Genomic DNA, 21570 nt, shown 5'->3' on the forward strand with positions numbered 1-21570 from the left:
TTGCTCTGGCTAAAAAGTCAGCTTTATTATCAACACCTAAACCGGTTTAGCATTTTAGCAATTTTTATAATTCTCTGATGGGACGCGACAAATTATGTATAAAAAAACAACTTTGGCAGTGTTAATTGCTTTGCTGACCGGTGCTACAACGGTACATGCGCAAACGGATATTAGCAGTATCGAATCTCGACTGGCGGCGTTGGAACAACGTTTAAAAAATGCGGAATCCCGCGCCCAGGCGGCAGAAGCAAGGGCCAAAACAGCTGAATTACAGGTTCAGAAACTGGCTGAAACACAACAACAAAATCAGCTAACAACTCAAGAAGTAGCACAGAGAACAGTTCAGCTCGAACAGAAATCCGCAGAAAACAGTGGTTTTGAGTTTCATGGCTATGCCCGTTCCGGGTTACTGATGAATGATGCCGCTTCCAGTAGCAAAAGTGGGCCGTATCTGACTCCCGCAGGTGAAACTGGTGGAGCTGTTGGCCGTCTGGGAAATGAAGCCGATACCTATGTCGAGTTAAATGTAGAACATAAACAAACACTGGATAACGGTGCGACCACACGCTTTAAAGCAATGTTGGCTGACGGACAAAGAGATTACAACGACTGGACTGGCGGCTCCAGTAACCTGAATATCCGACAGGCCTTTGCCGAACTGGGCGCATTACCAAGTTTTACCGGAGCATTCAAAGACAGTACTGTCTGGGCTGGTAAACGCTTTGATCGCGACAATTTTGATATTCACTGGTTAGACTCCGATGTCGTATTTTTAGCGGGAACGGGCGGCGGTATCTATGACGTAAAATGGAACGATACATTCCGCAGTAACTTTTCTCTCTACGGACGTAATTTCGGCGATCTTGATGATATCGACAATAACGTTCAGAACTACATCCTCACCATGAATCATTATGCAGGCCCCTTCCAGTTGATGGTTAGCGGATTACGGGCAAAAGATAATGATGATCGAAAAGATGCCAATGGTGATCTCATTCAAACTGATGCTGCAAATACTGGCGTACATGCGTTAGTTGGTCTGCACAATGACACTTTCTATGGCCTGCGTGAAGGGACGGCAAAAACAGCACTGCTATATGGCCATGGCCTGGGTGCGGAAGTCAAAGGGATTGGCTCCGATGGCGCTCTGCTGTCTGAGGCGAATACCTGGCGCTTCGCATCTTACGGCACAACACCTCTGGGAAGCGGTTGGTATGTTGCGCCAGCAATTCTCGCGCAAAGCAGTAAAGATCGTTACGTCAAAGGCGATAGCTACGAATGGGTGACCTTCAATACACGTCTGATCAAAGAGGTAACACAGAATTTTGCTCTGGCCTTTGAGGGTAGCTATCAATATATGGATCTGAAGCCAAAGGGGTATCAAAACCACAACGCCGTAAACGGCAGCTTCTATAAACTCACCTTTGCTCCAACTCTAAAAGCTAACGATATCAATAATTTCTTTAGCCGTCCGGAGCTTCGCCTGTTTGCCACCTGGATGGACTGGAGCAGCAAACTTGATGATTTTGCCAGCAATGACGCTTTCGGCAGCAGTGGTTTCAATACTGGCGGAGAGTGGAATTTTGGTGTCCAAATGGAAACCTGGTTTTAATACCAGACAGCCTCACGGATGTGAGGCTTTTACTGAAATAACAATGAATTAGAGGGTTATATGGATTTCGATAAAATCGCCCAATCGTTGCTTCCTTTATTAGGTGGTAAGGAGAACATCACCAGTGCAGCACATTGCGCCACTCGCCTACGGCTGGTACTGGTTGACGACACACTTGCCGATCAACATGCCATTGGCCAGATTGATGGAGTGAAAGGTTGTTTTCGTAATTCAGGGCAAATGCAAATCATCTTTGGCACCGGCGTGGTTAATAAAGTCTATGCTGCCTTTATTCAGGTTGCAGGTATTAGCGAATCCAGTAAAGCAGATACCGCTCGACTCGCCGCTCAAAAACTCAATCCTTTTCAGCGAATAGCACGGCTACTTTCTAATATTTTTGTCCCCATCATTCCAGCCATTGTTGCTTCTGGTTTATTAATGGGGCTTCTGGGAATGGTGAAAACATATGGCTGGGTGAATGCCGATAATGCGATTTATATCCTGCTGGATATGTGCAGTTCAGCCGCATTTATTATTCTCCCCATCCTTATTGGCTTTACTGCTGCTCGTGAATTTGGTGGAAATCCTTATCTTGGCGCGACATTAGGAGGGATTCTGACTCACCCGGCACTCACAAATGCCTGGGGCGTTGCTGCGGGATTTCAGACAATGAACTTCTTCGGTTTTGAAATCGCCATGATTGGCTATCAGGGAACGGTTTTCCCCGTACTTCTGGCAGTATGGTTTATGAGCATAGTGGAAAAACAGTTACGCAGGTTTATCCCTGATGCTCTGGATCTCATTCTGACGCCATTTCTGACTGTCGTCATTTCTGGCTTTATCGCTCTTTTGATTATTGGTCCGGCAGGACGAGCGTTAGGTGACGGTATCTCTTTCGTTCTCAGCACGCTGATTGCACACGCAGGCTGGTTAGCAGGGTTGTTATTCGGCGGACTATATTCAGCGATTGTTATTACGGGTATTCATCATAGCTTCCACGCAATTGAAGCAGGACTTTTAGGTAACCCTGCAATCGGTGTTAATTTCCTGCTGCCTATTTGGGCAATGGCAAACGTTGCGCAAGGCGGTGCATGTCTGGCGGTATGGTTTAAAACCAAAGATACAAAAATTAAAGCAATCACCCTACCCTCGGCCTTTTCCGCAATGTTAGGGATTACTGAAGCCGCTATTTTTGGTATCAACCTTCGTTTTGTTAAACCTTTTATTGCGGCCTTAATTGGTGGCGCTGCCGGCGGTGCCTGGGTTGTCTCTGTTCACGTTTATATGACTGCCGTTGGTCTGACCGCAATACCCGGCATGGCAATCGTTCAGCCAACATCGTTGGTTAATTATATTATTGGAATGGTGATTGCTTTCGCTGTCGCTTTTAGCCTCTCTTTATTACTCAAATACAAAACGGACGAGGAGTAATGTCGATGCCTTCACAAATGCCCGCGATTTTACAGGCAGTGATGAAAGGTCAGTCCAAAGTACTGGCAGATGCCCACTATCCTTGTTGGCATCTCGCTCCCGTCACTGGACTAATGAACGATCCAAATGGCTTTTGCTGGTCTGGAGGCCGCTATCATCTGTTTTATCAGTGGAATCCACTGGCTTGTGATCATAAGTACAAATGTTGGGGGCACTGGAGTTCGACGGATTTATTGCACTGGCAGCATGAACCATTAGCGCTAATGCCCGATAAAGAGTACGACCGTAATGGTTGTTACTCAGGAAGCGCGGTTAATAATCAGGGCGTTCTCACACTTTGCTATACCGGTAATGTTAAGTTTGATGATGGCAGCAGAACGGCATGGCAATGCCTGGCCACCGAAAATAACCAGGGCGGGTTTGATAAACTAGGCCCTGTCATACCGTTACCTGATGGTTACACCGGACATGTTCGTGATCCAAAAGTCTGGAAGCACAACAGCCAATGGTACATGGTGCTTGGCGCGCAAGATAAAGAGAAACGGGGGAAAGTGCTGCTGTATTCCTCTGTCGATCTCTATACCTGGTCTTTTCATGGAGAAATTGCTGGTAACGGTCTGAATGAAATAGATAACGCAGGATACATGTGGGAATGTCCTGATTTTTTCGCCCTTGATGGTGAATACATTCTCCTCTGTTGCCCCCAGGGAATGGTGCGCGAACATGAGCGCTATCTGAATACTTATCCCTGCGCCTGGCTACATGGACAGTTTGATTACGAGACAGGCAAATTTACGCATGGCGCTTTCTCAGAGCTGGATGCGGGATTTGAATTCTATGCACCACAGACGATGGAAGCCCCGGACGGGCGACGATTGCTGGTCGGCTGGATGGGGGTTCCTGATGGCGAAGAGATGTTGCAACCAACCAGAAAGCATCATTGGCAGCATCAAATGACCTGTTTTCGCGAACTCTCATTCCAGAAGGGAAAATTGTTTCAGATGCCAATCAGGGAACTCGCGCAACTGCGTGAAGCTGAACACTTCTGGCAAGGAAAAGCAGATCATGCGCCGCATGTCGAAATTGAACGCCTGGAAATGGACATCATTCCGTCGGGTGAGCTGTATCTGAATTTTGGCAATGCGCTGGCACTGCATCTTAATGACGATGGTATTCAACTACAGAGGAGAAGCCTTGCAGGGCAAGAGAAACTAACTCGTTACTGGCGAGGAAGCGTAACGTCACTGAAGATTCTCTGTGACAGTTCCAGCGTAGAGATATTCATCAATAATGGTGAAGGTGTAATGAGTAATCGTTATTTTCCCCATCATCCAGCTTCGCTGATATTACAGGGTGAGTCTGACGTCACGTTACGCTACTGGTCGCTACGCGCCTGCATGGTAGAATGAGGGTTTTGAATTACGGATCCTCGTCGTGAGAAAAACCAAACGCGTTACTATTAAAGACATTGCTGAACTGGCGGGAGTGTCGAAAGCAACCGCCAGTCTGGTTCTCAATGGTCGTGGCAAAGAGTTACGTGTTGCGCAGGAAACGCGTGAGCGTGTGCTGAGTATTGCCCAACAGCAGCATTATCAGCCCAGCATTCATGCCCGCTCATTACGGGACAACCGCAGTCATACCATTGGTCTCGTCGTTCCTGAAATCACTAACTACGGATTTGCAGTATTTTCCCATGAACTGGAAACATTGTGTCGGGAAGCGGGCGTCCAACTCCTCATATCCTGTACTGATGAAAATCCTTCACAGGAAACAATGGTGGTGAACAATATGATTGCCCGCCAGGTTGATGGGTTAATCGTCGCATCCAGTATGCTGCATGATAATGACTATCAAAAACTTAGCGAGCAATTACCTGTTGTGTTGTTCGATCGCCACATGAACGGCAGCACATTGCCATTGGTCATTACTGACTCTGTTTCTCCCACCACCGCTCTGGTGGCAGATATTGCACGGAGTCACCCGGATGAATTCTATTTTCTGGGGGGACAACCCCGTTTGTCACCGACTCGCGATCGACTGGAAGGATTTACACAAGGCTTGCAGCAAGCCGGAGTAACGCTACAACCTGAATGGATTATTCACGGTAATTATCATCCGAGCTCAGGCTATGAAATGTTTGCCGCGCTATGCGCTCGTTTAGGACGTCCCCCTAAAGCCTTATTCACTGCCGCTTGTGGATTACTGGAAGGCGTTCTGCGCTATATGAGCCAATATAATTTACTCGACAGTAAAATCCACCTGGCGAGTTTTGATGATCATTACTTGTATGATTCACTTTCGGTAAGAATCGACACAATACAACAGGATAATCGCCAACTTGCTTTTCACTGCTTTGAGCTTATTTCGCAACTGATTGAAGGTGAAACGCCATCCCCATTACAGCGTTATCTTCCAGCCAGTCTACAAAAACGCTACCGATAATCCCGTCACTATCTTGCATCGCCCCTGTAAAACGGGGCGATTATTTTCATCCTGAACGTTAAATATTAATGATGAATAATCAAATCAGGCAATATTCAAATATTTATGTGTCTGCATCGACAAACGCCAGTTGCGCGCTATGCAGGTATCGATACATAAACGCGTAGCATCTTCCTTCTGGCTAATTGGCTGAAGTGCAATGACTCGCGGTTTATCATCGGTCAGCGTCGCAAGCAATTCATCCAGTGCTTCGATATCACGTACGCGTCCCACTGGATGCTTGATTTCGTTGGCTCGCTCCAGTGCCTGTGACAACACTTCATAGCCGCCGCGCATATTCAGCTTTGGCGATACGGTAACCCAGGTATTCGGCGTGCAGCGTACTTCATGAGTACCGCTGGTTTCGATCTGGCAGCTAAATCCGTTCTTTTCGAGCAGGTCAGTCAGTGGCAGCAAATCATGAATGCAAGGCTCACCACCCGTAATCACCACATGCCGCGCGGTGTATCCCTGACGACCAATGACAGCCAGCAAATCTTCACTGCTCGCAGCCCCCCACTTATCACTCTCTTTGGTCTTCGCCAGAATGCTGAAAAGAGAGACTTCCCGATCCTCAAGCTTTTCCCATGTGTGTTTGGTGTCGCACCAGGCACAGCCGACCGGGCATCCCTGTAAACGAATAAAAATAGCGGGGACGCCGGTAAAGTAACCCTCACCTTGCAGGGTCTGGAACATCTCGTTAATCGGGTACTGCATAGCATTCTCTGTGAAGTGGATAATTGTTAATTATTGCAGATCCTGCCACAACAATCATGTCTTATTAACATTCTGTTACAGGCAGGTTTAAAGAAAAATGAGAAACAGATCGTTAATAATAAAAGGGAGTAACGTATTATGTCAGAAATAAATAAAGTAAAGGGATTTAATCATGTCAAAAACATTCACCAAAATTATACTTATTTTTTCTGTGTTCGTTTTTAATTATAACGAATCTCAAATTACCGATGCCGCCGTCAATTTATTTATCCAGCTTTAATGGGACATTTATAATGCGCTATTTCATACTAATATTCACATTCGTGTGTTCCTTTGTTGCAGCCCAACCAACTATTGTCCCACAATTACAGCAACAAGTTACGGATCTTACGAGTAGCTTAAACTCACAAGAAAAGAAAGAACTGACGCGGAAGTTAGAATCTATTTTCAATAATACCCAAGTACAAATTGCTGTATTAATTATTCCCACAACCAAAGACGAGACAATTGAACAATATGCTACAAGGGTTTTTAACAATTGGCGTTTAGGAGATGCCAAACGCAATGATGGGATACTGATCATTGTTGCCTGGTCGGATCGCACTGTCCGCATCCAGGTAGGTTATGGGCTGGAAGAAAAGGTAACCGATGCTCTGGCTGGAGATATCATCCGTAGCAACATGATACCCGCATTTAAACAACAAAAATTAGCTAAGGGATTAGAGTTAGCTATAATCGCTTTGAATAACCAACTCACTTCACAACACCAATATTCGGCTAATCCTTCAGAAAGTGAATCAGCGTCTTCCAGCGATTATTACTACTTTGCTATTTTTTGGGTATTTGCAGTGATGTTCTTCCCTTTCTGGTTTTTTCATCAAGGCAGTAATTTTTGTCGCGCATGTAAAAGCAGTGTCTGTATTTCAGCAATCTATCTTTTAGATTTATTCCTGTTCTCCGATAAAACTTTTTCCATTGCTGTATTTTTCTTCTTTTTTACTTTCACCACCATTATGGTCTTTACCTGTTTATGTGTACTTCAGAAAAAAGCATCTGGTAGAAGTTATCATTCAGACAACAGCGGTTCCGGTGGCGGCTCAAGTGGCGGCGGATTTAGCGGCGGGGGCGGTTCTTCTGGCGGTGGCGGCGCGTCCGGTCGCTGGTAACTCAACCATAAAAAATGCCAGCCCGAAGGCTGGCATTTTTAAATCAGATAAAGTCAGACTTATGCCTGGCCTTTGATCTCTTTACGACCGTTGTACGGTGCTTTTTCGCCCAGAGCTTCTTCGATACGAATCAGCTGGTTGTATTTAGCAACACGGTCAGAACGGCTCATAGAACCCGTTTTGATCTGGCCTGCAGCAGTACCAACAGCCAGGTCAGCGATGGTAGCGTCTTCAGTTTCGCCAGAACGGTGAGAGATAACTGCAGTGTAGCCAGCGTCTTTCGCCATCTTGATTGCAGCCAGAGTTTCGGTCAGAGAACCGATCTGGTTGAATTTGATCAGGATGGAGTTAGCAATACCTTTTTCGATACCTTCTTTCAGGATCTTGGTGTTGGTTACGAACAGGTCGTCACCAACCAGCTGGATTTTGTCGCCCAGAACTTTGGTCTGGTATGCGAAACCGTCCCAGTCAGATTCGTCAAGACCGTCTTCGATAGATACGATCGGATACTGTTTGGTCAGTTCTTCCAGGAAGTGAGTGAATTCTTCAGAGGTGAAAGCTTTGTTGCCTTCGCCAGCCAGAACGTATTTACCGTCTTTGTAGAATTCAGAAGCTGCGCAGTCCATCGCCAGAGTGATGTCTTTGCCCAGTTCATAACCAGCAGCTTTAACAGCTTCAGCGATAACAGCCAGAGCTTCAGCGTTGGAACCCAGGTTCGGCGCATAGCCACCTTCGTCACCAACAGCAGTGTTCATGCCTTTCGCTTTCAGAACTTTTGCCAGGTGATGGAAAACTTCAGAACCCATGCGGATGGCTTCTTTCACAGTTTTCGCGCCAACCGGCTGAATCATGAATTCCTGGATATCAACGTTGTTGTCAGCGTGCTCACCACCGTTGATGATGTTCATCATCGGAACCGGCATGGAGTATTTGCCCGGAGTACCGTTCAGTTCAGCGATGTGCTCGTACAGCGGCATGCCTTTAGCGGCAGCAGCAGCTTTGGCGTTAGCCAGAGATACAGCCAGGATTGCGTTCGCGCCGAATTTGGATTTGTTTTCGGTGCCGTCCAGGTCGATCATGATCTTGTCAATGCCAGCCTGATCTTTGGCATCTTTGCCAATCAGTGCCTGAGCGATCGGGCCGTTTACCGCAGCAACAGCTTTGGTTACGCCTTTACCCAGGAAACGGGATTTGTCGCCATCGCGCAGTTCCAGAGCTTCACGGGAACCAGTAGAAGCACCTGACGGAGCAGCTGCCATACCGACGAAACCACCCTCCAGATGTACTTCGGCTTCAACAGTCGGGTTACCACGGGAGTCGATGATTTCACGACCGATGATTTTTACGATTTTGGACATTAGGTTTTCCTCAAGTCACTAGTTAAACTGAAACTCCAGACAAACAACGCGTACCCAGGGTACGCGTTGCCGTTCTAACTTTTTTCTTACTTCGCCTGACGCTTCTGGAACTCGCTGGCGGCTTTCACAAAGCCTGCAAACAGCGGGTGACCATCACGTGGAGTAGAAGTAAACTCCGGATGGAACTGGCAAGCCACGAACCACGGGTGATTCGGAACTTCGATGATCTCGACCAACTGATCATCCCCGGAACGGCCCGCAACGCGCAGACCTGCATCTTCAATCTGTTTCAACAGCATGTTGTTGACTTCGTAACGGTGACGATGACGCTCAACAATTGTCGGCGCATTGTACAGCTGGCGAACCAGGCTATCGTCAACCAACTGGCACTGCTGTGCGCCGAGACGCATGGTACCGCCGAGATCGCTCTTCTCGCTACGAACTTCAACGTTGCCGTTTTCATCGCGCCACTCGGTAATCAGCGCCACAACCGGGTACTTACAGTCTGGCACAAATTCCGTAGAGTTGGCGTTCTCCATGTTGGCAACATGGCGAGCGTAATCAATTAACGCCACCTGCATACCCAGGCAAATGCCCAGATAAGGAATATTGTTCTCACGCGCAAAACGCGCGGTCGTAATCATGCCTTCTACGCCACGATAGCCGAAACCGCCAGGTACGAGGATTGCGTCCAGACCTTTAAGGATTTCAACGCCGCGCGTTTCAACATCTTGTGAATCGATCAGTTTGATGTTGACGCTGACACGATTCTTCAGCCCACCGTGTTTCAGTGCTTCGATCACGGATTTGTATGCATCCGGCAGCTCAATGTATTTGCCGACCATGCCAATGGTGACTTCACTTACCGGATTCGCTTCTTCGAAGATAACCTGTTCCCATTCGGACAGATTCGCTTCCGGGCAGTTTAAGCTGAATCGTTTACAAATATAATCGTCCAGCCCCTGAGATTTCAACAGGCCCGGAATTTTATAGATGGAATCGACGTCTTTCAGAGAAATAACCGCTTTTTCCGGAACATTACAGAACAATGCAATCTTCGCACGTTCGTTCGCCGGAACGGCGCGATCTGAACGACAAATCAGGATATCAGGCTGGATACCGATTGAAAGCAGCTCTTTTACAGAGTGCTGAGTCGGTTTGGTTTTGACTTCACCAGACGCTGCCATGTACGGCACCAGCGTCAGGTGCATAAACAGGGTGTGCTCACGGCCAATTTCAACAGCCATCTGGCGAATCGCTTCAAGGAACGGCAGGGATTCGATATCACCTACAGTACCGCCGATTTCTACCAGTACCACGTCATGACCTTCGCCGCCTTCCAGCACGCGCTCTTTGATAGCGTTAGTGATGTGCGGAATAACCTGTACGGTTGCGCCGAGGTAGTCGCCACGGCGTTCTTTACGCAGAACGTCAGAGTAGATACGACCCGTGGTGAAGTTGTTGCGGCGGCTCATTTTGGTACGAATGAAACGCTCGTAGTGCCCCAGGTCCAGGTCGGTTTCAGCGCCGTCTTCAGTAACGAACACTTCCCCGTGTTGGATTGGGCTCATAGTACCTGGATCGACGTTGATGTACGGATCCAGTTTCATGATGGTCACATTGAGGCCACGGGCTTCAAGAATGGCTGCGAGGGAGGCTGCGGCAATGCCTTTACCCAGAGAGGATACGACCCCGCCGGTCACAAAAATATAGTTCGTTGTCATGCTGAACCTGAGAAGTTAGGTTGAAAAGACGATGGAATAACCAGGACGGGAAAGCAGTATACCCGAACATGACCTGTGCCACAAACTTTCATTATCCCTCCTCTTCGCCAGCGCACTATTGAAATCAGGAGTGAGAAAATAGCCCCTTTGGGGTAAATGTTTTTGACGCAAATCAAGCGCTTGTCATTTAAAAAATGACACAAATGGCGCTTGACCGCGTAATTCCCTTAGAGATCAATTTCCTGCCGTTTTACCTGTTGCCAGACTTCTTCCATTGTTTCGAGGTCAACACCTGTCATTTCCAGTCCACGCGCGGCAACAATACGCTCCACTTCGCGAAAACGACGCTCGAATTTTTCGTTCGCTTTTTGCAATGCGATTTCCGCTTTTGTCCCTAAATGACGAGCCAGATTGACCGTGGCAAACAGCAGGTCACCCATTTCCTCCTCCAGTTTAGCCTGGTCGACAACAGCCTGCCGCGCCTCGTACATCACCTCGTCGATCTCTTCGTAGACTTTATCGACTACCGGACCAAGCGTCGTCCAGTCGAAGCCAACGTTGGCGCAACGTTTCTGGATTTTTTGCGCACGCATTAAAGCCGGTAAACTACGAGGAATATCGTCCAGCGCCGAATGCTGCGCTTTCTGCGCGCGCTCTTCGGTTTTGATTTGCTCCCAACGGGCAAGCACTTCACTACTGTTTTCGGCAGAACTGTCAGCAAAAACATGCGGATGGCGACGTTCTAATTTATCGCTGATCGCGGCGCAAATATCATTAAAGTCAAAGCGCCCTTCTTCCTGGGCCATTTGTGCGTAAAACACCACCTGGAACAGCAGATCGCCCAGTTCACCGCGCAGATCGTCAAAATCTTCACGGGCGATGGCGTCCAGCACCTCGTAGGTTTCTTCAAGGGTGTAAGGCGCAATGGTGGCAAATGTCTGCTCTTTATCCCACGGGCAGCCGTTTTCCGGATCGCGCAGGCGCTGCATAATAGTGAGCAAACGGTCGATTTGATTCATTGAATTGTCCTGAAAATTGCGGGTCCGTCAGGTGGAGACCTGTGACCAGAATAGAAGTGAGTTAGTAACACCTACCCAATCAGCACGTTAATTTTGGCTTTAATGAGTTGTAATTCCTCTGGGGCAACTGTTCCTTTCTTCGTTGCTCCTCTTGCCCGCCAGGCGATACTTTTTACCTGATCAGCTAACGCTACGCCATCACGTTCCTGACCGGATAGAACAACTTCGAACGGATATCCTTTTGATTGCGTTGTACAAGGAACACACAGACACATACCTGTTTTGTTGTTGTACATGAACGGACTCAGGACAACAGCCGGACGATGTCCGGCTTGCTCGCTACCTTTTGTCGGGTCAAAATCAACCCAAATCAGATCGCCCGTATCGGGTACGTATCGGCTTACCATTACCAGACTTCCTTATCTTTCGGCTCCCCCCAGTCGATATTCTCGTGGAGGTTTTCCGGCGTGATGTCGTTGACCAGTTCAGCAAGCGTAAATACGGGCTCTTTACGCACTGGCTCAATAATTAATTTTCCATCCACCAGGTCAATCTTCACTTCATCATCAATATTCAGATTGAGCGCCTGCATTAACGTAGCCGGGATCCGCACTGCAGGAGAATTTCCCCAACGCTTTACGCTACTGTGGATCATAACCCTTTCCTCAAACCGCTATCATATGTAGATACAGTATATATCAATCTACATTGTAGATACGAACAAGTTTCGGCCTAACTCCCGTGCAACCGACGCGCGTCGATAACATCCGGCACCTGGTTGAGTTTACCCAGCACGCGCCCCAACACCTGCAGGTTATAAATCTCAATAGTCATGTCGATGGTTGCCAGTTGCTGTTTGGTGTCGCTACGGCTGGCAACGCCAAGTACGTTCACCTTCTCGTTGGCGAGAATGGTCGTGATATCACGTAACAACCCACTACGATCATTAGCCACCACGCGGACCACCAGCGAATATCCGGCGGAGTAGCTCTCGCCCCATACCGCGTCAACAATGCGTTCTGGCGCATGGGAGCGCAGTTCCGCCAGTTGTTCGCAATCGGCGCGGTGTACTGAAATACCGCGCCCCTGGGTAATGAAGCCGACAATCTCATCTCCAGGAATCGGCTGGCAGCAGCGCGCGATGTGGTGCATCAGGTTACCGACCCCTTCTACCACCACACGACCGTTATCTTTACTGCGGTTTTGCGGCGTGTAGCTTTTTTGCTGAAGCTGTTTCAGCGCGGCGGCATCCTGCTCTTCGGCACTCGGCTTATTAAATTGCGATTGCAGGAAGTTCACCATCTGATTGAGACGGATATCCCCGCCACCAATTGCCGCCAGCAACTCGTCGACATCATTGAAGTTGTAACGCGGCAGCAGATGTTTTTCTGCTTCTTTCAGGCTGATCCCCAGATGTTCCAGCTCGTCGTCAAGGATTTGCCGCCCAGCCAGAATGTTTTTGTCACGGTCCTGTTTACGGAACCAGGCGTGAATTTTCGAACGCCCACGGCTGGTTGTGACGTAACCGAGGTTTGGGTTTAACCAGTCACGGCTGGGGTTCGGCTGTTTCTGGGTGATAATTTCAATCTGGTCGCCCATCTGCAGCTGGTAGGTGAACGGCACAATGCGCCCGCCAATTTTTGCCCCGATGCAGCGGTGCCCGACATCACTGTGGATGTGGTAAGCGAAGTCCAGCGGCGTTGATCCCGCAGGCAAATCAACGACGTCACCTTTCGGCGTAAAGACGTACACCCGGTCGTCAAAGACCTGGCTGCGTACTTCGTCGAGCATTTCGCCGGAATCAGCCATCTCTTCCTGCCACGCAATCAGTTTACGCAGCCAGGCAATTCGGTCTTCATGTCCCGAACGTGCGCCGCCAGCTGCCGCGCCCTCTTTATATTTCCAGTGCGCAGCAACACCCAACTCTGCATCTTCATGCATCTGTTTAGTGCGGATTTGGATCTCAACGGTTTTGCCACCCGGCCCCAGAACCACGGTATGAATAGACTGATAACCGTTTGGTTTCGGGTTAGCGACGTAATCGTCGAACTCATCCGGCAGGTGACGATAGTGAGTGTGCACTATCCCCAACGCGGCGTAGCAGTCCTGTAAACGTTCGGCAACGATACGTACTGCACGCACATCAAACAGCTCATCGAAGGCGAGGTTCTTTTTCTGCATCTTGCGCCAGATACTGTAGATGTGTTTCGGACGACCATACACTTCAGCTTTAACGCCTTCAGCTTTCATCTCAGCGCGCAAATGACCGACAAACTCTTCGATATAGTGTTCGCGGTCGAGACGGCGTTCATGCAGCAGTTTTGCGATGCGTTTGTATTCGGTCGGGTGGAGATAACGGAAGCAGTAATCTTCCAGCTCCCATTTCAGTTGTCCAATCCCAAGACGGTTCGCCAACGGCGCGTAGATATTGGTGCACTCTTTTGCCGCCAGTACGCGTTCATCTTCCGGCGCGTCTTTTACTTCGCGCAGATGAGCAATACGCTCTGCCAGTTTGATGACCACGCAGCGAAAATCATCGACCATCGCCAATAACATCCGGCGAACGTTATCGACCTGTTCGGAGGAAACAGAATCGGTATGCGTCGCTTTCAGCTGGCGGATCGCCGCCATATCACGCACGCCGTGAATAAGGTTAACGACCGACTTACCGACGCTCTCACGCAGCACATCTTCGCTGACTACGTTGGCATCGGCCAGAGGGAACAGCAGCGCCGCCCGCAGCGTGTCAATGTCCATACTTAATGTCGAGAGGATCTCCACCATCTCAACACCACGCCACAATAACAGACTGGCATCCGGATGCCCCTGCGTCTGTTGCAGACAATACGCCCAGGTTTCGGCTAAGCACTCACACGACTTCTGGCTGGTAATACCCAGACTTGCGATCCATTTTTCCGGATCAAATTCACCAGCCTTATTGATATGTGCACTTCTTACCGCAACCATCGTCCTCTCCTTTAGGGACCAGACCTGCCGAAATCGGCAAATCGTAACTATTTAACGCGCGAGAAAAGTACCATCGATTCCAGATGTCCCGTGTGTGGGAACATATCCAGCATCGCCAGTCGCGCAATGGTATATCCTGCTTTTAATAACGCTTCGCTATCCCGAGCCAGCGTTGCAGGGTTACAGGATACATAAACTATACGAATAGGTTCCAGTTTTATAATTTGCTGCATAACACCTGCGGCACCTGCTCGCGCCGGGTCCAGCAACACTTTATCGAAGCCGTTTTTCGCCCACGGCTGCTTTGTGACATCTTCTTCAAGATTTTCGTGATAAAACGTCACATTGTGTAAGCCATTAAGACGCGCATTCTGCTGGCCTTTTTCCACCAGCGCCGGAACACCTTCTACACCCACCACACTGGCAGCTTGTGTCGCCAATGGCAGTGTAAAGTTGCCCATACCGCAGAACAGATCCAGTACGCGATCTTCAGGTTGTACATCCAGCCATTCCAACGCACGCGCTACCATTTTTTGGTTCACACCCGCATTGACCTGAATAAAATCGCGCGGGCTAAAAGTTAAGCGCAACCCGTTTGAGTCATACCAGGGCATCTCACCAGAGACGGTTTCGAGTATCTCACTATCGGGGGCGAGATACAGATCCAGGCCTTCAGAACGCGAAAAGCGTTCCAGTTTTTCGCGATCTGCCGAACTTAGCGGTGCGGTATGGCGCAAAATCATCAGCGTGCCGCTGGTTGCCTGTACCAGTTCAACATGACCAAGATGGCGCATAACTTGTAAGCTGCCCAGGCATGCCCTGACTTTGGGCAGTAATGCTTCAAGTTGGGGCACTAAAATGGGGCATTGTTTAACGTCGACAATGTCACTGGAGCCCGCTTTGCGAAACCCCATCTGAAGTTGCTGTGTTTTCGGTAAGTAGTTCAAACTTAAACGCGCGCGACGGCGATAGCCCCAGGGAACATCGGCGATCACTTCAGAGACCTCGTGTTTCATTAATCGGGCGAGTGCCGCACTTTTGCTTCGCTGCTGTAAATCCTCGCTGGCGTGTTGTTGCTGACAGCCGCCGCATACGCCAAAATGAGGGCAGCGTGGCGTTTCGCGTTCCGGGCTATCGCTTAACCGGCGCACGACTTTAGCGCGGGCGTATTGTTTTTTATCTTCAGTAACAGTAACTTCCGCGTTTTCCTGTGGCAATAATCCAGGAATAAATAACGCTTTGCCGTTATGTCGCGCCACGCCCTGACCAAAAGAGTCGAGGTCATTGACTGAAACGGTTATGATCTGACGCGTCGTCGTGCGTCGTTTTGCAGAGTAGAATTGCGCCATTGGCGAGACTTTCTCAATTTAACAGTGTGACCTTAATTGTCCCATAACGGAACTCCATGACCAACTACAGCCTGCGCGCACGCATGATGATTCTGATCCTGGCACCGACCGTCCTTATTGGTTTATTGCTGAGTATCTTTTTCGTCGTGCATCGCTATAACGACTTGCAGCGTCAACTGGAAGATGCCGGTGCCAGCATTATTGAGCCGCTTGCAGTTTCTACTGAATATGGCATGAGCCTGCAAAATCGCGAATCTATCGGTCAGTTAATAAGCGTACTGCATCGTCGCCATTCTGATATTGTTCGCGCGATTTCGGTTTATGATGAAAATAACCGACTCTTTGTCACCTCCAATTTTCATCTTGATCCCTCATCAATGCAGCTCGGCAGCAACGTGCCATTTCCTCGCCAGCTCACTGTCACTCGTGACGGCGATATAATGATCCTCCGCACGCCGATTATTTCTGAAAGTTACTCCCCCGACGAATCGCCCAGTAGCGATGCCAAAAATAGTCAAAATATGCTGGGATATATTGCGCTGGAGCTGGATCTTAAATCGGTTCGCTTGCAGCAATATAAAGAGATCTTTATTTCCAGCGTGATGATGCTGTTTTGTATCGGTATTGCGCTTATTTTTGGCTGGCGCTTAATGCGCGATGTTACCGGCCCGATTCGCAACATGGTGAATACCGTCGACCGCATCCGTCGCGGGCAACTCGACAGCCGGGTGGAAGGATTTATGCTCGGCGAGCTGGATATGCTGAAAAACGGTATCAACTCGATGGCAATGTCGCTGGCGGCTTATCACGAAGAGATGCAACACAATATCGACCAGGCGACGTCCGATCTGCGTGAGACGCTGGAGCAGATGGAGATTCAGAACGTTGAGTTGGATCTGGCGAAAAAGCGCGCCCAGGAAGCGGCGCGTATTAAATCCGAGTTTCTGGCAAATATGTCACACGAGCTGCGTACACCACTGAATGGTGTTATTGGCTTTACCCGCCTGACGCTGAAAACAGAATTAACACCAACGCAGCGCGATCACCTGAATACGATTGAACGTTCGGCAAATAATTTGCTGGCAATTATTAATGATGTTCTCGACTTCTCGAAACTGGAAGCAGGTAAGCTGATTCTGGAAAGTATTCCATTCCCACTACGCAGCACGCTGGATGAAGTCGTTACCCTGCTGGCACATTCTTCTCACGATAAAGGGCTGGAACTGACGCTCAATATTAAAAGCGACGTGCCTGATAACGTTATCGGCGACCCACTACGATTACAGCAAATCATCACTAACCTGGTGGGGAATGCAATTAAATTCACCGAGAATGGCAACATTGATATTCTGGTAGAAAAACGTGCGCTGAGTAATACCAAAGTGCAAATTGAAGTGCAGATTCGGGATACCGGCATTGGTATTCCTGAACGCGATCAATCGCGCTTATTCCAGGCCTTCAGACAGGCTGATGCCAGTATTTCCCGCCGTCATGGTGGCACCGGGCTGGGGCTGGTGATTACACAAAAACTGGTTAATGAAATGGGCGGTGATATTTCGTTCCATAGCCAGCCGAATCGTGGTTCAACTTTCTGGTTCCACATTAATCTCGATCTGAACCCGAACATTATTATCGAAGGGCCATCCACCCAGTGCCTCGCCGGTAAGCGCCTGGCCTATGTCGAACCAAACTCCGCAGCAGCGCAATGCACGCTGGATATTTTAAGTGAAACGCCGCTGGAAGTGGTTTATAGCCCAACGTTCTCCGCGCTGCCTCCCGCGCATTACGACATGATGTTGTTAGGCATCGCGGTGACCTTCCGCGAGCCGCTAACAATGCAACATGAGCGATTAGCGAAAGCAGTATCGATGACCGATTTTCTGATGCTGGCACTTCCTTGCCATGCACAAGTCAATGCTGAAAAACTTAAGCAAGATGGTATCGGCGCGTGTCTGCTGAAACCATTAACACCTACGCGCCTGTTACCTGCCCTGACGGAATTTTGTCATCACAAACAAAACACGCTTTTGCCTGTAACCGATGAAAGTAAGCTGGCAATGACAGTCATGGCGGTTGATGACAACCCCGCTAACCTGAAACTTATCGGCGCATTGCTGGAAGATATGGTGCAACATGTGGAACTTTGCGATAGCGGGCATCAGGCGGTTGAACGGGCGAAACAGATGCCGTTCGATTTGATCTTAATGGATATTCAAATGCCGGACATGGATGGCATTCGGGCCTGCGAACTCATCCACCAACTCCCGCATCAGCAACAAACGCCGGTTATCGCGGTAACGGCGCATGCAATGGCCGGGCAAAAAGAGAAGCTGCTTGGCGCAGGGATGAGCGATTATCTGGCGAAACCGATTGAAGAAGAGCGATTGCATAATTTGTTGTTGCGCTACAAGCCTGGCAGCGGTATTTCCTCTCGCGTCGTGACGCCCGAAGTCAACGAAATTGTGGTGAACCCGAATGCGACCCTCGACTGGCAACTGGCACTACGCCAGGCAGCAGGAAAAACCGATTTAGCGCGCGATATGCTGCAAATGTTACTCGATTTCCTACCTGAAGTTCGCAACAAAGTTGAGGAACAGCTGGTTGGAGAAAACCCGGAAGGCCTGGTTGATTTGATTCATAAACTGCATGGCAGTTGCGGCTATAGCGGTGTGCCGCGTATGAAGAATCTCTGCCAACTGATCGAACAACAGCTACGTAGCGGTACTAAAGAAGAAGATTTGGAGCCGGAGCTGCTGGAACTGTTAGACGAGATGGATAATGTAGCGCGCGAAGCCAGCAAAATTCTCGGGTAACGGACGTCTTGTCGAGTAGCAATCGGCTTTTTATGAAGCAGGTTTCAGACTGGTGACAAAGTGCCTGTGTTTATGCCGGATGCGGCGTTAACGCCTTATCCTGCCCACAAAACCAATTAAATTCAATGAATTAAAAAGTATGTTGGCCTGATACGTAGCGCAACAGGCAATTTTGCTTTTGGCATCAGTCTCAAACCGGCTCCTGACAGAGCCGGTTTTTGTTTTCAGTCTTAACGCACCATGCACGGGCGCTTGTTATCAAACGTCCAGCCAGGAATCAGGTACTGCATTCCCATCGCATCGTCACGCGCGCCAAGCCCGTGTTTCTGATACAGCTCGTGGGCTTTCATCACCTGATCCATATCGATTTCTACGCCCAATCCTGGTTTTTGCGGCACCTGTACCAGCCCGCCTTTGATCTCAAACGGTTCTTTGGTCAGACGCTGATTGCCTTCCTGCCAGATCCAGTGCGTATCAATAGCAGTAATTTTACCCGGTGCAGCAGCGGCTACATGGGTAAACATCGCCAGGGAAATATCGAAGTGGTTGTTAGAGTGTGAACCCCAGGTCAGGCCAAATTCATGGCACATTTGCGCCACACGTACCGAACCTTGCATCGTCCAGAAATGCGGATCCGCCAGCGGGATATCAACGGATTGCAGGGAGAGCGTATGGCCCATCTGCCGCCAGTCGGTGGCGATCATATTGGTTGCGGTCGGCAGGCCTGTCGCGCGACGGAACTCTGCCATCACTTCACGCCCGGAGAAACCTTGCTCCGCACCACACGGATCTTCTGCATAAGCCAGCGAACCTTTCAGGTATTTACCAATTTTAATCGCTTCGTTCAGCGACCAGGCACCGTTAGGATCGAGGGTAATACGCGCCTGTGGGAAGCGTTGCGCCAGTGCCACAATAGATTCTGCTTCTTCTTCCCCGGCCAGTACACCGCCCTTCAGTTTGAAATCGTTGAAGCCATATTTTTCATATGCCGCTTCCGCCAGGCGCACCACCGCATCCGGCGTCATCGCTTCTTCGTGACGCAGGCGATACCAGTCACATTGATCATCCGGCTGGCTTTGATACGGCAGCGGTGTGGCTTTGCGATTACCGACGAAGAACAGATAACCGAGCATTTCGACTTCGCTACGCTGTTGACCATCGCCCAGCAGCGATGCCACGTTAACCCCCAGATGCTGCCCCAGCAGATCCAGCATTGCCGCTTCTATCCCGGTAACCACATGAATAGTGGTCCGCAGGTCAAATGTCTGCAAACCGCGCCCGCCGGCATCACGATCGGCAAATGTATTACGCACCAGCGTCAGAACGTTTTTGTATTCACCCAGCGTTTTACCCACCACCAGCGGAATCGCATCTTCCAGCGTTTTACGGATTTTCTCGCCGCCGGGAATTTCCCCTACCCCAGTGTGACCAGAATTATCTTTGATAATCACAATATTACGCGTGAAGAACGGTGCGTGTGCACCACTCAGATTCATCAGCATACTGTCATGGCCCGCCACCGGGATGACCTGCATTTCAGTAACAACAGGCGTCGAAAATTGAGAACTCATCTTTATGTCCTTTTTCAAAATCAATGACGGCCGAAAACGGGACGTTTACGGTCAAAGGTCCAGCCGGGGATCAGGTACTGCATCGGGCCCGCGTCGTTACGCGCACCGCCAGGCAGACGTTTATAGGCCTCATGCGCCTTTTGTAGCTGCTCCCAGTCCAGTTCCACGCCCAGACCGGGCGCATCAGGAACGGCAATTTTTCCATTTTTAATCTCCAGCGGATTTTTGGTCAGGCGACAATCGCCCTCCTGCCAAATCCAGTGGGTATCGATAGCGGTAGGATTACCCGGTGCCGCCGCGCCCACATGGGTAAACATCGCCAGAGAGATATCAAAGTGGTTATTGGAATGGCAGCCCCAGGTCAGCCCCCAGTCGTCGCAAAGCTGCGCTACGCGGACTGCACCGGAAAGCGTCCAGAAGTGCGGGTCGGCAAGTGGAATATCTACCGCATTGAGCATCACCGCATGGCCCATTTCGCGCCAGTTGGTGGCGATCATATTAGTCGCGACGGGCAAGCCGGTCGCCCGCCGAAATTCCGCCATCACTTCACGTCCGGAGAAACCCTGTTCTGCGCCACACGGATCTTCGGCATAGGTGAGAACATCATTCAGCCCTTTGCACAGAGAAATGGCTTCATCAAGCAGCCATGCTCCGTTGGGATCAACGGTAATCCGCGCATCCGGGAAGCGTTTCTTCAATGCACGAACAGTGTCGATTTCTTGCTCGCCAGGTAACACTCCGCCCTTAAGTTTGAAATCTTTAAAGCCATAGCGATCCTGTGAAGCTTCCGCCAGACGCACAACGGCTTCGCTGTTCATCGCTTTCTGATGCCGCAATTGATACCACTCATGGTTGCCCGGAGTATTTTCCAGATAAGGAAGATCGGTTTTGGTCCGATCACCGATATAAAACAGATAACCGAGGACGGTAATAGCATCGCGTTGCTTGCCTGGCCCTAACAGTTCGCAGACCGGAACATTCAGCGCCTGACCTAGCAGGTCAAGCAAGGCGGCTTCCAGCGCCGCCACGGCATTAACGCGCAATTCAAAAGTCCAGGCACCTTTGCCGAAGGTATCAAAATCGGCTGCCTGATTACCTTTATGCACCTGCTGAACCACTTTATTCAGGCGCGCAACTTCCTGGCCCAGCACCATCGGAATAGCCTCGACCAGTGTCTGATAAATCACCTCTCCGCCCGGCGCTTCACCAATGCCGGTATGCCCGGCGTTATCGGTGAGTACCACAATATTGCGGGTGAAATATGCGTTATGTGCACCACCAATATTAAGCAACATGCTGTCATGTCCGGCGACCGGAATGACTTTCATATCAGTAATAACAGGACTGGATTGTGTCGTCATC

16 protein-coding genes and 1 pseudogene are annotated in these 21570 nt (G+C 49.5%); 7 read left to right on the forward strand and 10 right to left on the reverse strand.

Annotated features, from left to right (window positions below; genetic code table 11):
- Positions 1 to 94 precede the first annotated feature (94 nt).
- Genes ACJHX7_RS08820 through ACJHX7_RS08835 form a run of 4 tightly spaced genes read left to right on the forward strand, consistent with a single transcriptional unit; the run spans position 95 to position 5485 of the window.
- The gene (locus tag ACJHX7_RS08820) at positions 95 to 1612 is read left to right on the forward strand and encodes a carbohydrate porin (RefSeq protein WP_000277208.1); all 1518 of its coding nucleotides are present in this window, start codon (positions 95 to 97) and stop codon (positions 1610 to 1612) included.
- 60 nt (positions 1613 to 1672) lie between these two features.
- Positions 1673 to 3043, forward strand: a complete 1371-nt coding sequence (locus tag ACJHX7_RS08825) for a sucrose-specific PTS transporter subunit IIBC (RefSeq protein WP_000344915.1) — start codon at positions 1673 to 1675, stop codon at positions 3041 to 3043.
- Entirely contained in the window at positions 3043 to 4452 is a 1410-nt protein-coding gene (locus ACJHX7_RS08830; protein WP_032245922.1) for a sucrose-6-phosphate hydrolase, read from the forward strand. The genes ACJHX7_RS08825 and ACJHX7_RS08830 overlap by 1 nt, the downstream gene beginning before the upstream one ends.
- A gap of 25 nt (positions 4453 to 4477) precedes the next feature.
- The gene (locus ACJHX7_RS08835; RefSeq protein WP_001232705.1) at positions 4478 to 5485 is read left to right on the forward strand and encodes a LacI family DNA-binding transcriptional regulator; all 1008 of its coding nucleotides are present in this window, start codon (positions 4478 to 4480) and stop codon (positions 5483 to 5485) included.
- Between the two features lie 84 nt (positions 5486 to 5569).
- Here ACJHX7_RS08835 and queE read toward each other — a convergent pair whose 3' ends face one another.
- Positions 5570 to 6241, reverse strand: a complete 672-nt coding sequence (gene queE, locus ACJHX7_RS08840; RefSeq protein ID WP_001199974.1) for a 7-carboxy-7-deazaguanine synthase QueE — start codon at positions 6239 to 6241, stop codon at positions 5570 to 5572.
- 138 nt (positions 6242 to 6379) lie between these two features.
- Between queE and ACJHX7_RS08845 the strand changes: the two are divergent.
- Together ACJHX7_RS08845 and ACJHX7_RS08850 are read left to right on the forward strand one after the other, a co-directional pair.
- Positions 6380 to 6521, forward strand: a pseudogene (locus ACJHX7_RS08845) (hypothetical protein).
- A 13-nt stretch (positions 6522 to 6534) separates the two neighbouring features.
- Positions 6535 to 7407, forward strand: a complete 873-nt coding sequence (locus ACJHX7_RS08850) for a TPM domain-containing protein (RefSeq protein ID WP_022646048.1) — start codon at positions 6535 to 6537, stop codon at positions 7405 to 7407.
- A gap of 59 nt (positions 7408 to 7466) precedes the next feature.
- On the opposite strand, the gene eno is transcribed toward ACJHX7_RS08850, so the two are convergent.
- The 7 genes from eno to rlmD form a co-directional block, all read right to left on the reverse strand.
- Positions 7467 to 8765, reverse strand: coding sequence for a phosphopyruvate hydratase (gene eno, locus ACJHX7_RS08855; RefSeq protein WP_000036723.1), 1299 nt, complete (start codon positions 8763 to 8765; stop codon positions 7467 to 7469).
- A gap of 86 nt (positions 8766 to 8851) precedes the next feature.
- A complete protein-coding gene (gene pyrG, locus ACJHX7_RS08860) occupies positions 8852 to 10489 on the reverse strand; it encodes a glutamine hydrolyzing CTP synthase (protein WP_000210878.1) in 1638 nt (545 codons plus the stop codon).
- 227 nt (positions 10490 to 10716) lie between these two features.
- Positions 10717 to 11508, reverse strand: a complete 792-nt coding sequence (gene mazG / locus ACJHX7_RS08865; protein ID WP_001071648.1) for a nucleoside triphosphate pyrophosphohydrolase — start codon at positions 11506 to 11508, stop codon at positions 10717 to 10719.
- Positions 11509 to 11579: 71 nt separating this feature from the next.
- On the reverse strand, positions 11580 to 11915 hold the full coding sequence (gene mazF / locus ACJHX7_RS08870; protein WP_000254750.1) for an endoribonuclease MazF: 336 nt from the start codon (positions 11913 to 11915) through the stop codon (positions 11580 to 11582).
- Positions 11915 to 12163 (reverse strand): type II toxin-antitoxin system antitoxin MazE, encoded by a 249-nt coding sequence (mazE, locus tag ACJHX7_RS08875; protein WP_000581937.1) that lies wholly within the window; start codon positions 12161 to 12163, stop codon positions 11915 to 11917. Before mazE ends, mazF begins: the two co-directional genes overlap by 1 nt.
- A gap of 77 nt (positions 12164 to 12240) precedes the next feature.
- Complete coding sequence (gene relA, locus ACJHX7_RS08880; RefSeq protein ID WP_000226815.1) at positions 12241 to 14475, reverse strand: GTP diphosphokinase; 2235 nt, start codon at positions 14473 to 14475, stop codon at positions 12241 to 12243.
- Positions 14476 to 14522: 47 nt separating this feature from the next.
- Positions 14523 to 15824: a 23S rRNA (uracil(1939)-C(5))-methyltransferase RlmD gene (gene rlmD, locus ACJHX7_RS08885; protein WP_410231554.1), complete on the reverse strand. Its 1302-nt coding sequence runs from the start codon at positions 15822 to 15824 to the stop codon at positions 14523 to 14525.
- Positions 15825 to 15880: 56 nt separating this feature from the next.
- On the opposite strand from rlmD, the gene barA reads away from it, so the two are divergent.
- Positions 15881 to 18637, forward strand: coding sequence for a two-component sensor histidine kinase BarA (barA, locus tag ACJHX7_RS08890; RefSeq protein WP_000186450.1), 2757 nt, complete (start codon positions 15881 to 15883; stop codon positions 18635 to 18637).
- A gap of 230 nt (positions 18638 to 18867) precedes the next feature.
- On the opposite strand, the gene gudD is transcribed toward barA, so the two are convergent.
- On the reverse strand, positions 18868 to 20208 hold the full coding sequence (gene gudD, locus ACJHX7_RS08895) for a glucarate dehydratase (protein WP_089583025.1): 1341 nt from the start codon (positions 20206 to 20208) through the stop codon (positions 18868 to 18870).
- A gap of 20 nt (positions 20209 to 20228) precedes the next feature.
- Complete coding sequence (locus ACJHX7_RS08900) at positions 20229 to 21569, reverse strand: enolase C-terminal domain-like protein (protein ID WP_094030477.1); 1341 nt, start codon at positions 21567 to 21569, stop codon at positions 20229 to 20231.
- Position 21570 lies beyond the last annotated feature (1 nt).

Source organism: Escherichia sp. WS1451 (assembly GCF_046487365.1).
In the GTDB taxonomy this organism is placed as follows: domain Bacteria; phylum Pseudomonadota; class Gammaproteobacteria; order Enterobacterales; family Enterobacteriaceae; genus Escherichia; species Escherichia coli.

Coding starts and splice junctions, on each gene's coding strand:
- relA (WP_000226815.1), bottom strand. CDS start 14,475: ATGGTTGCGGTAAGAAGTGCACATATCAATAAGGCTGGTGAATTTGAT.
- eno (WP_000036723.1), bottom strand. CDS start 8,765: ATGTCCAAAATCGTAAAAATCATCGGTCGTGAAATCATCGACTCCCGT.
- rlmD (WP_410231554.1), bottom strand. CDS start 15,824: ATGGCGCAATTCTACTCTGCAAAACGACGCACGACGACGCGTCAGATC.
- ACJHX7_RS08825 (WP_000344915.1), top strand. CDS start 1,673: ATGGATTTCGATAAAATCGCCCAATCGTTGCTTCCTTTATTAGGTGGT.
- mazF (WP_000254750.1), bottom strand. CDS start 11,915: ATGGTAAGCCGATACGTACCCGATACGGGCGATCTGATTTGGGTTGAT.
- mazG (WP_001071648.1), bottom strand. CDS start 11,508: ATGAATCAAATCGACCGTTTGCTCACTATTATGCAGCGCCTGCGCGAT.
- pyrG (WP_000210878.1), bottom strand. CDS start 10,489: ATGACAACGAACTATATTTTTGTGACCGGCGGGGTCGTATCCTCTCTG.
- queE (WP_001199974.1), bottom strand. CDS start 6,241: ATGCAGTACCCGATTAACGAGATGTTCCAGACCCTGCAAGGTGAGGGT.
- gudD (WP_089583025.1), bottom strand. CDS start 20,208: ATGAGTTCTCAATTTTCGACGCCTGTTGTTACTGAAATGCAGGTCATC.
- ACJHX7_RS08830 (WP_032245922.1), top strand. CDS start 3,043: ATGTCGATGCCTTCACAAATGCCCGCGATTTTACAGGCAGTGATGAAA.
- mazE (WP_000581937.1), bottom strand. CDS start 12,163: ATGATCCACAGTAGCGTAAAGCGTTGGGGAAATTCTCCTGCAGTGCGG.
- ACJHX7_RS08820 (WP_000277208.1), top strand. CDS start 95: ATGTATAAAAAAACAACTTTGGCAGTGTTAATTGCTTTGCTGACCGGT.
- ACJHX7_RS08900 (WP_094030477.1), bottom strand. CDS start 21,569: ATGACGACACAATCCAGTCCTGTTATTACTGATATGAAAGTCATTCCG.
- barA (WP_000186450.1), top strand. CDS start 15,881: ATGACCAACTACAGCCTGCGCGCACGCATGATGATTCTGATCCTGGCA.
- ACJHX7_RS08850 (WP_022646048.1), top strand. CDS start 6,535: ATGCGCTATTTCATACTAATATTCACATTCGTGTGTTCCTTTGTTGCA.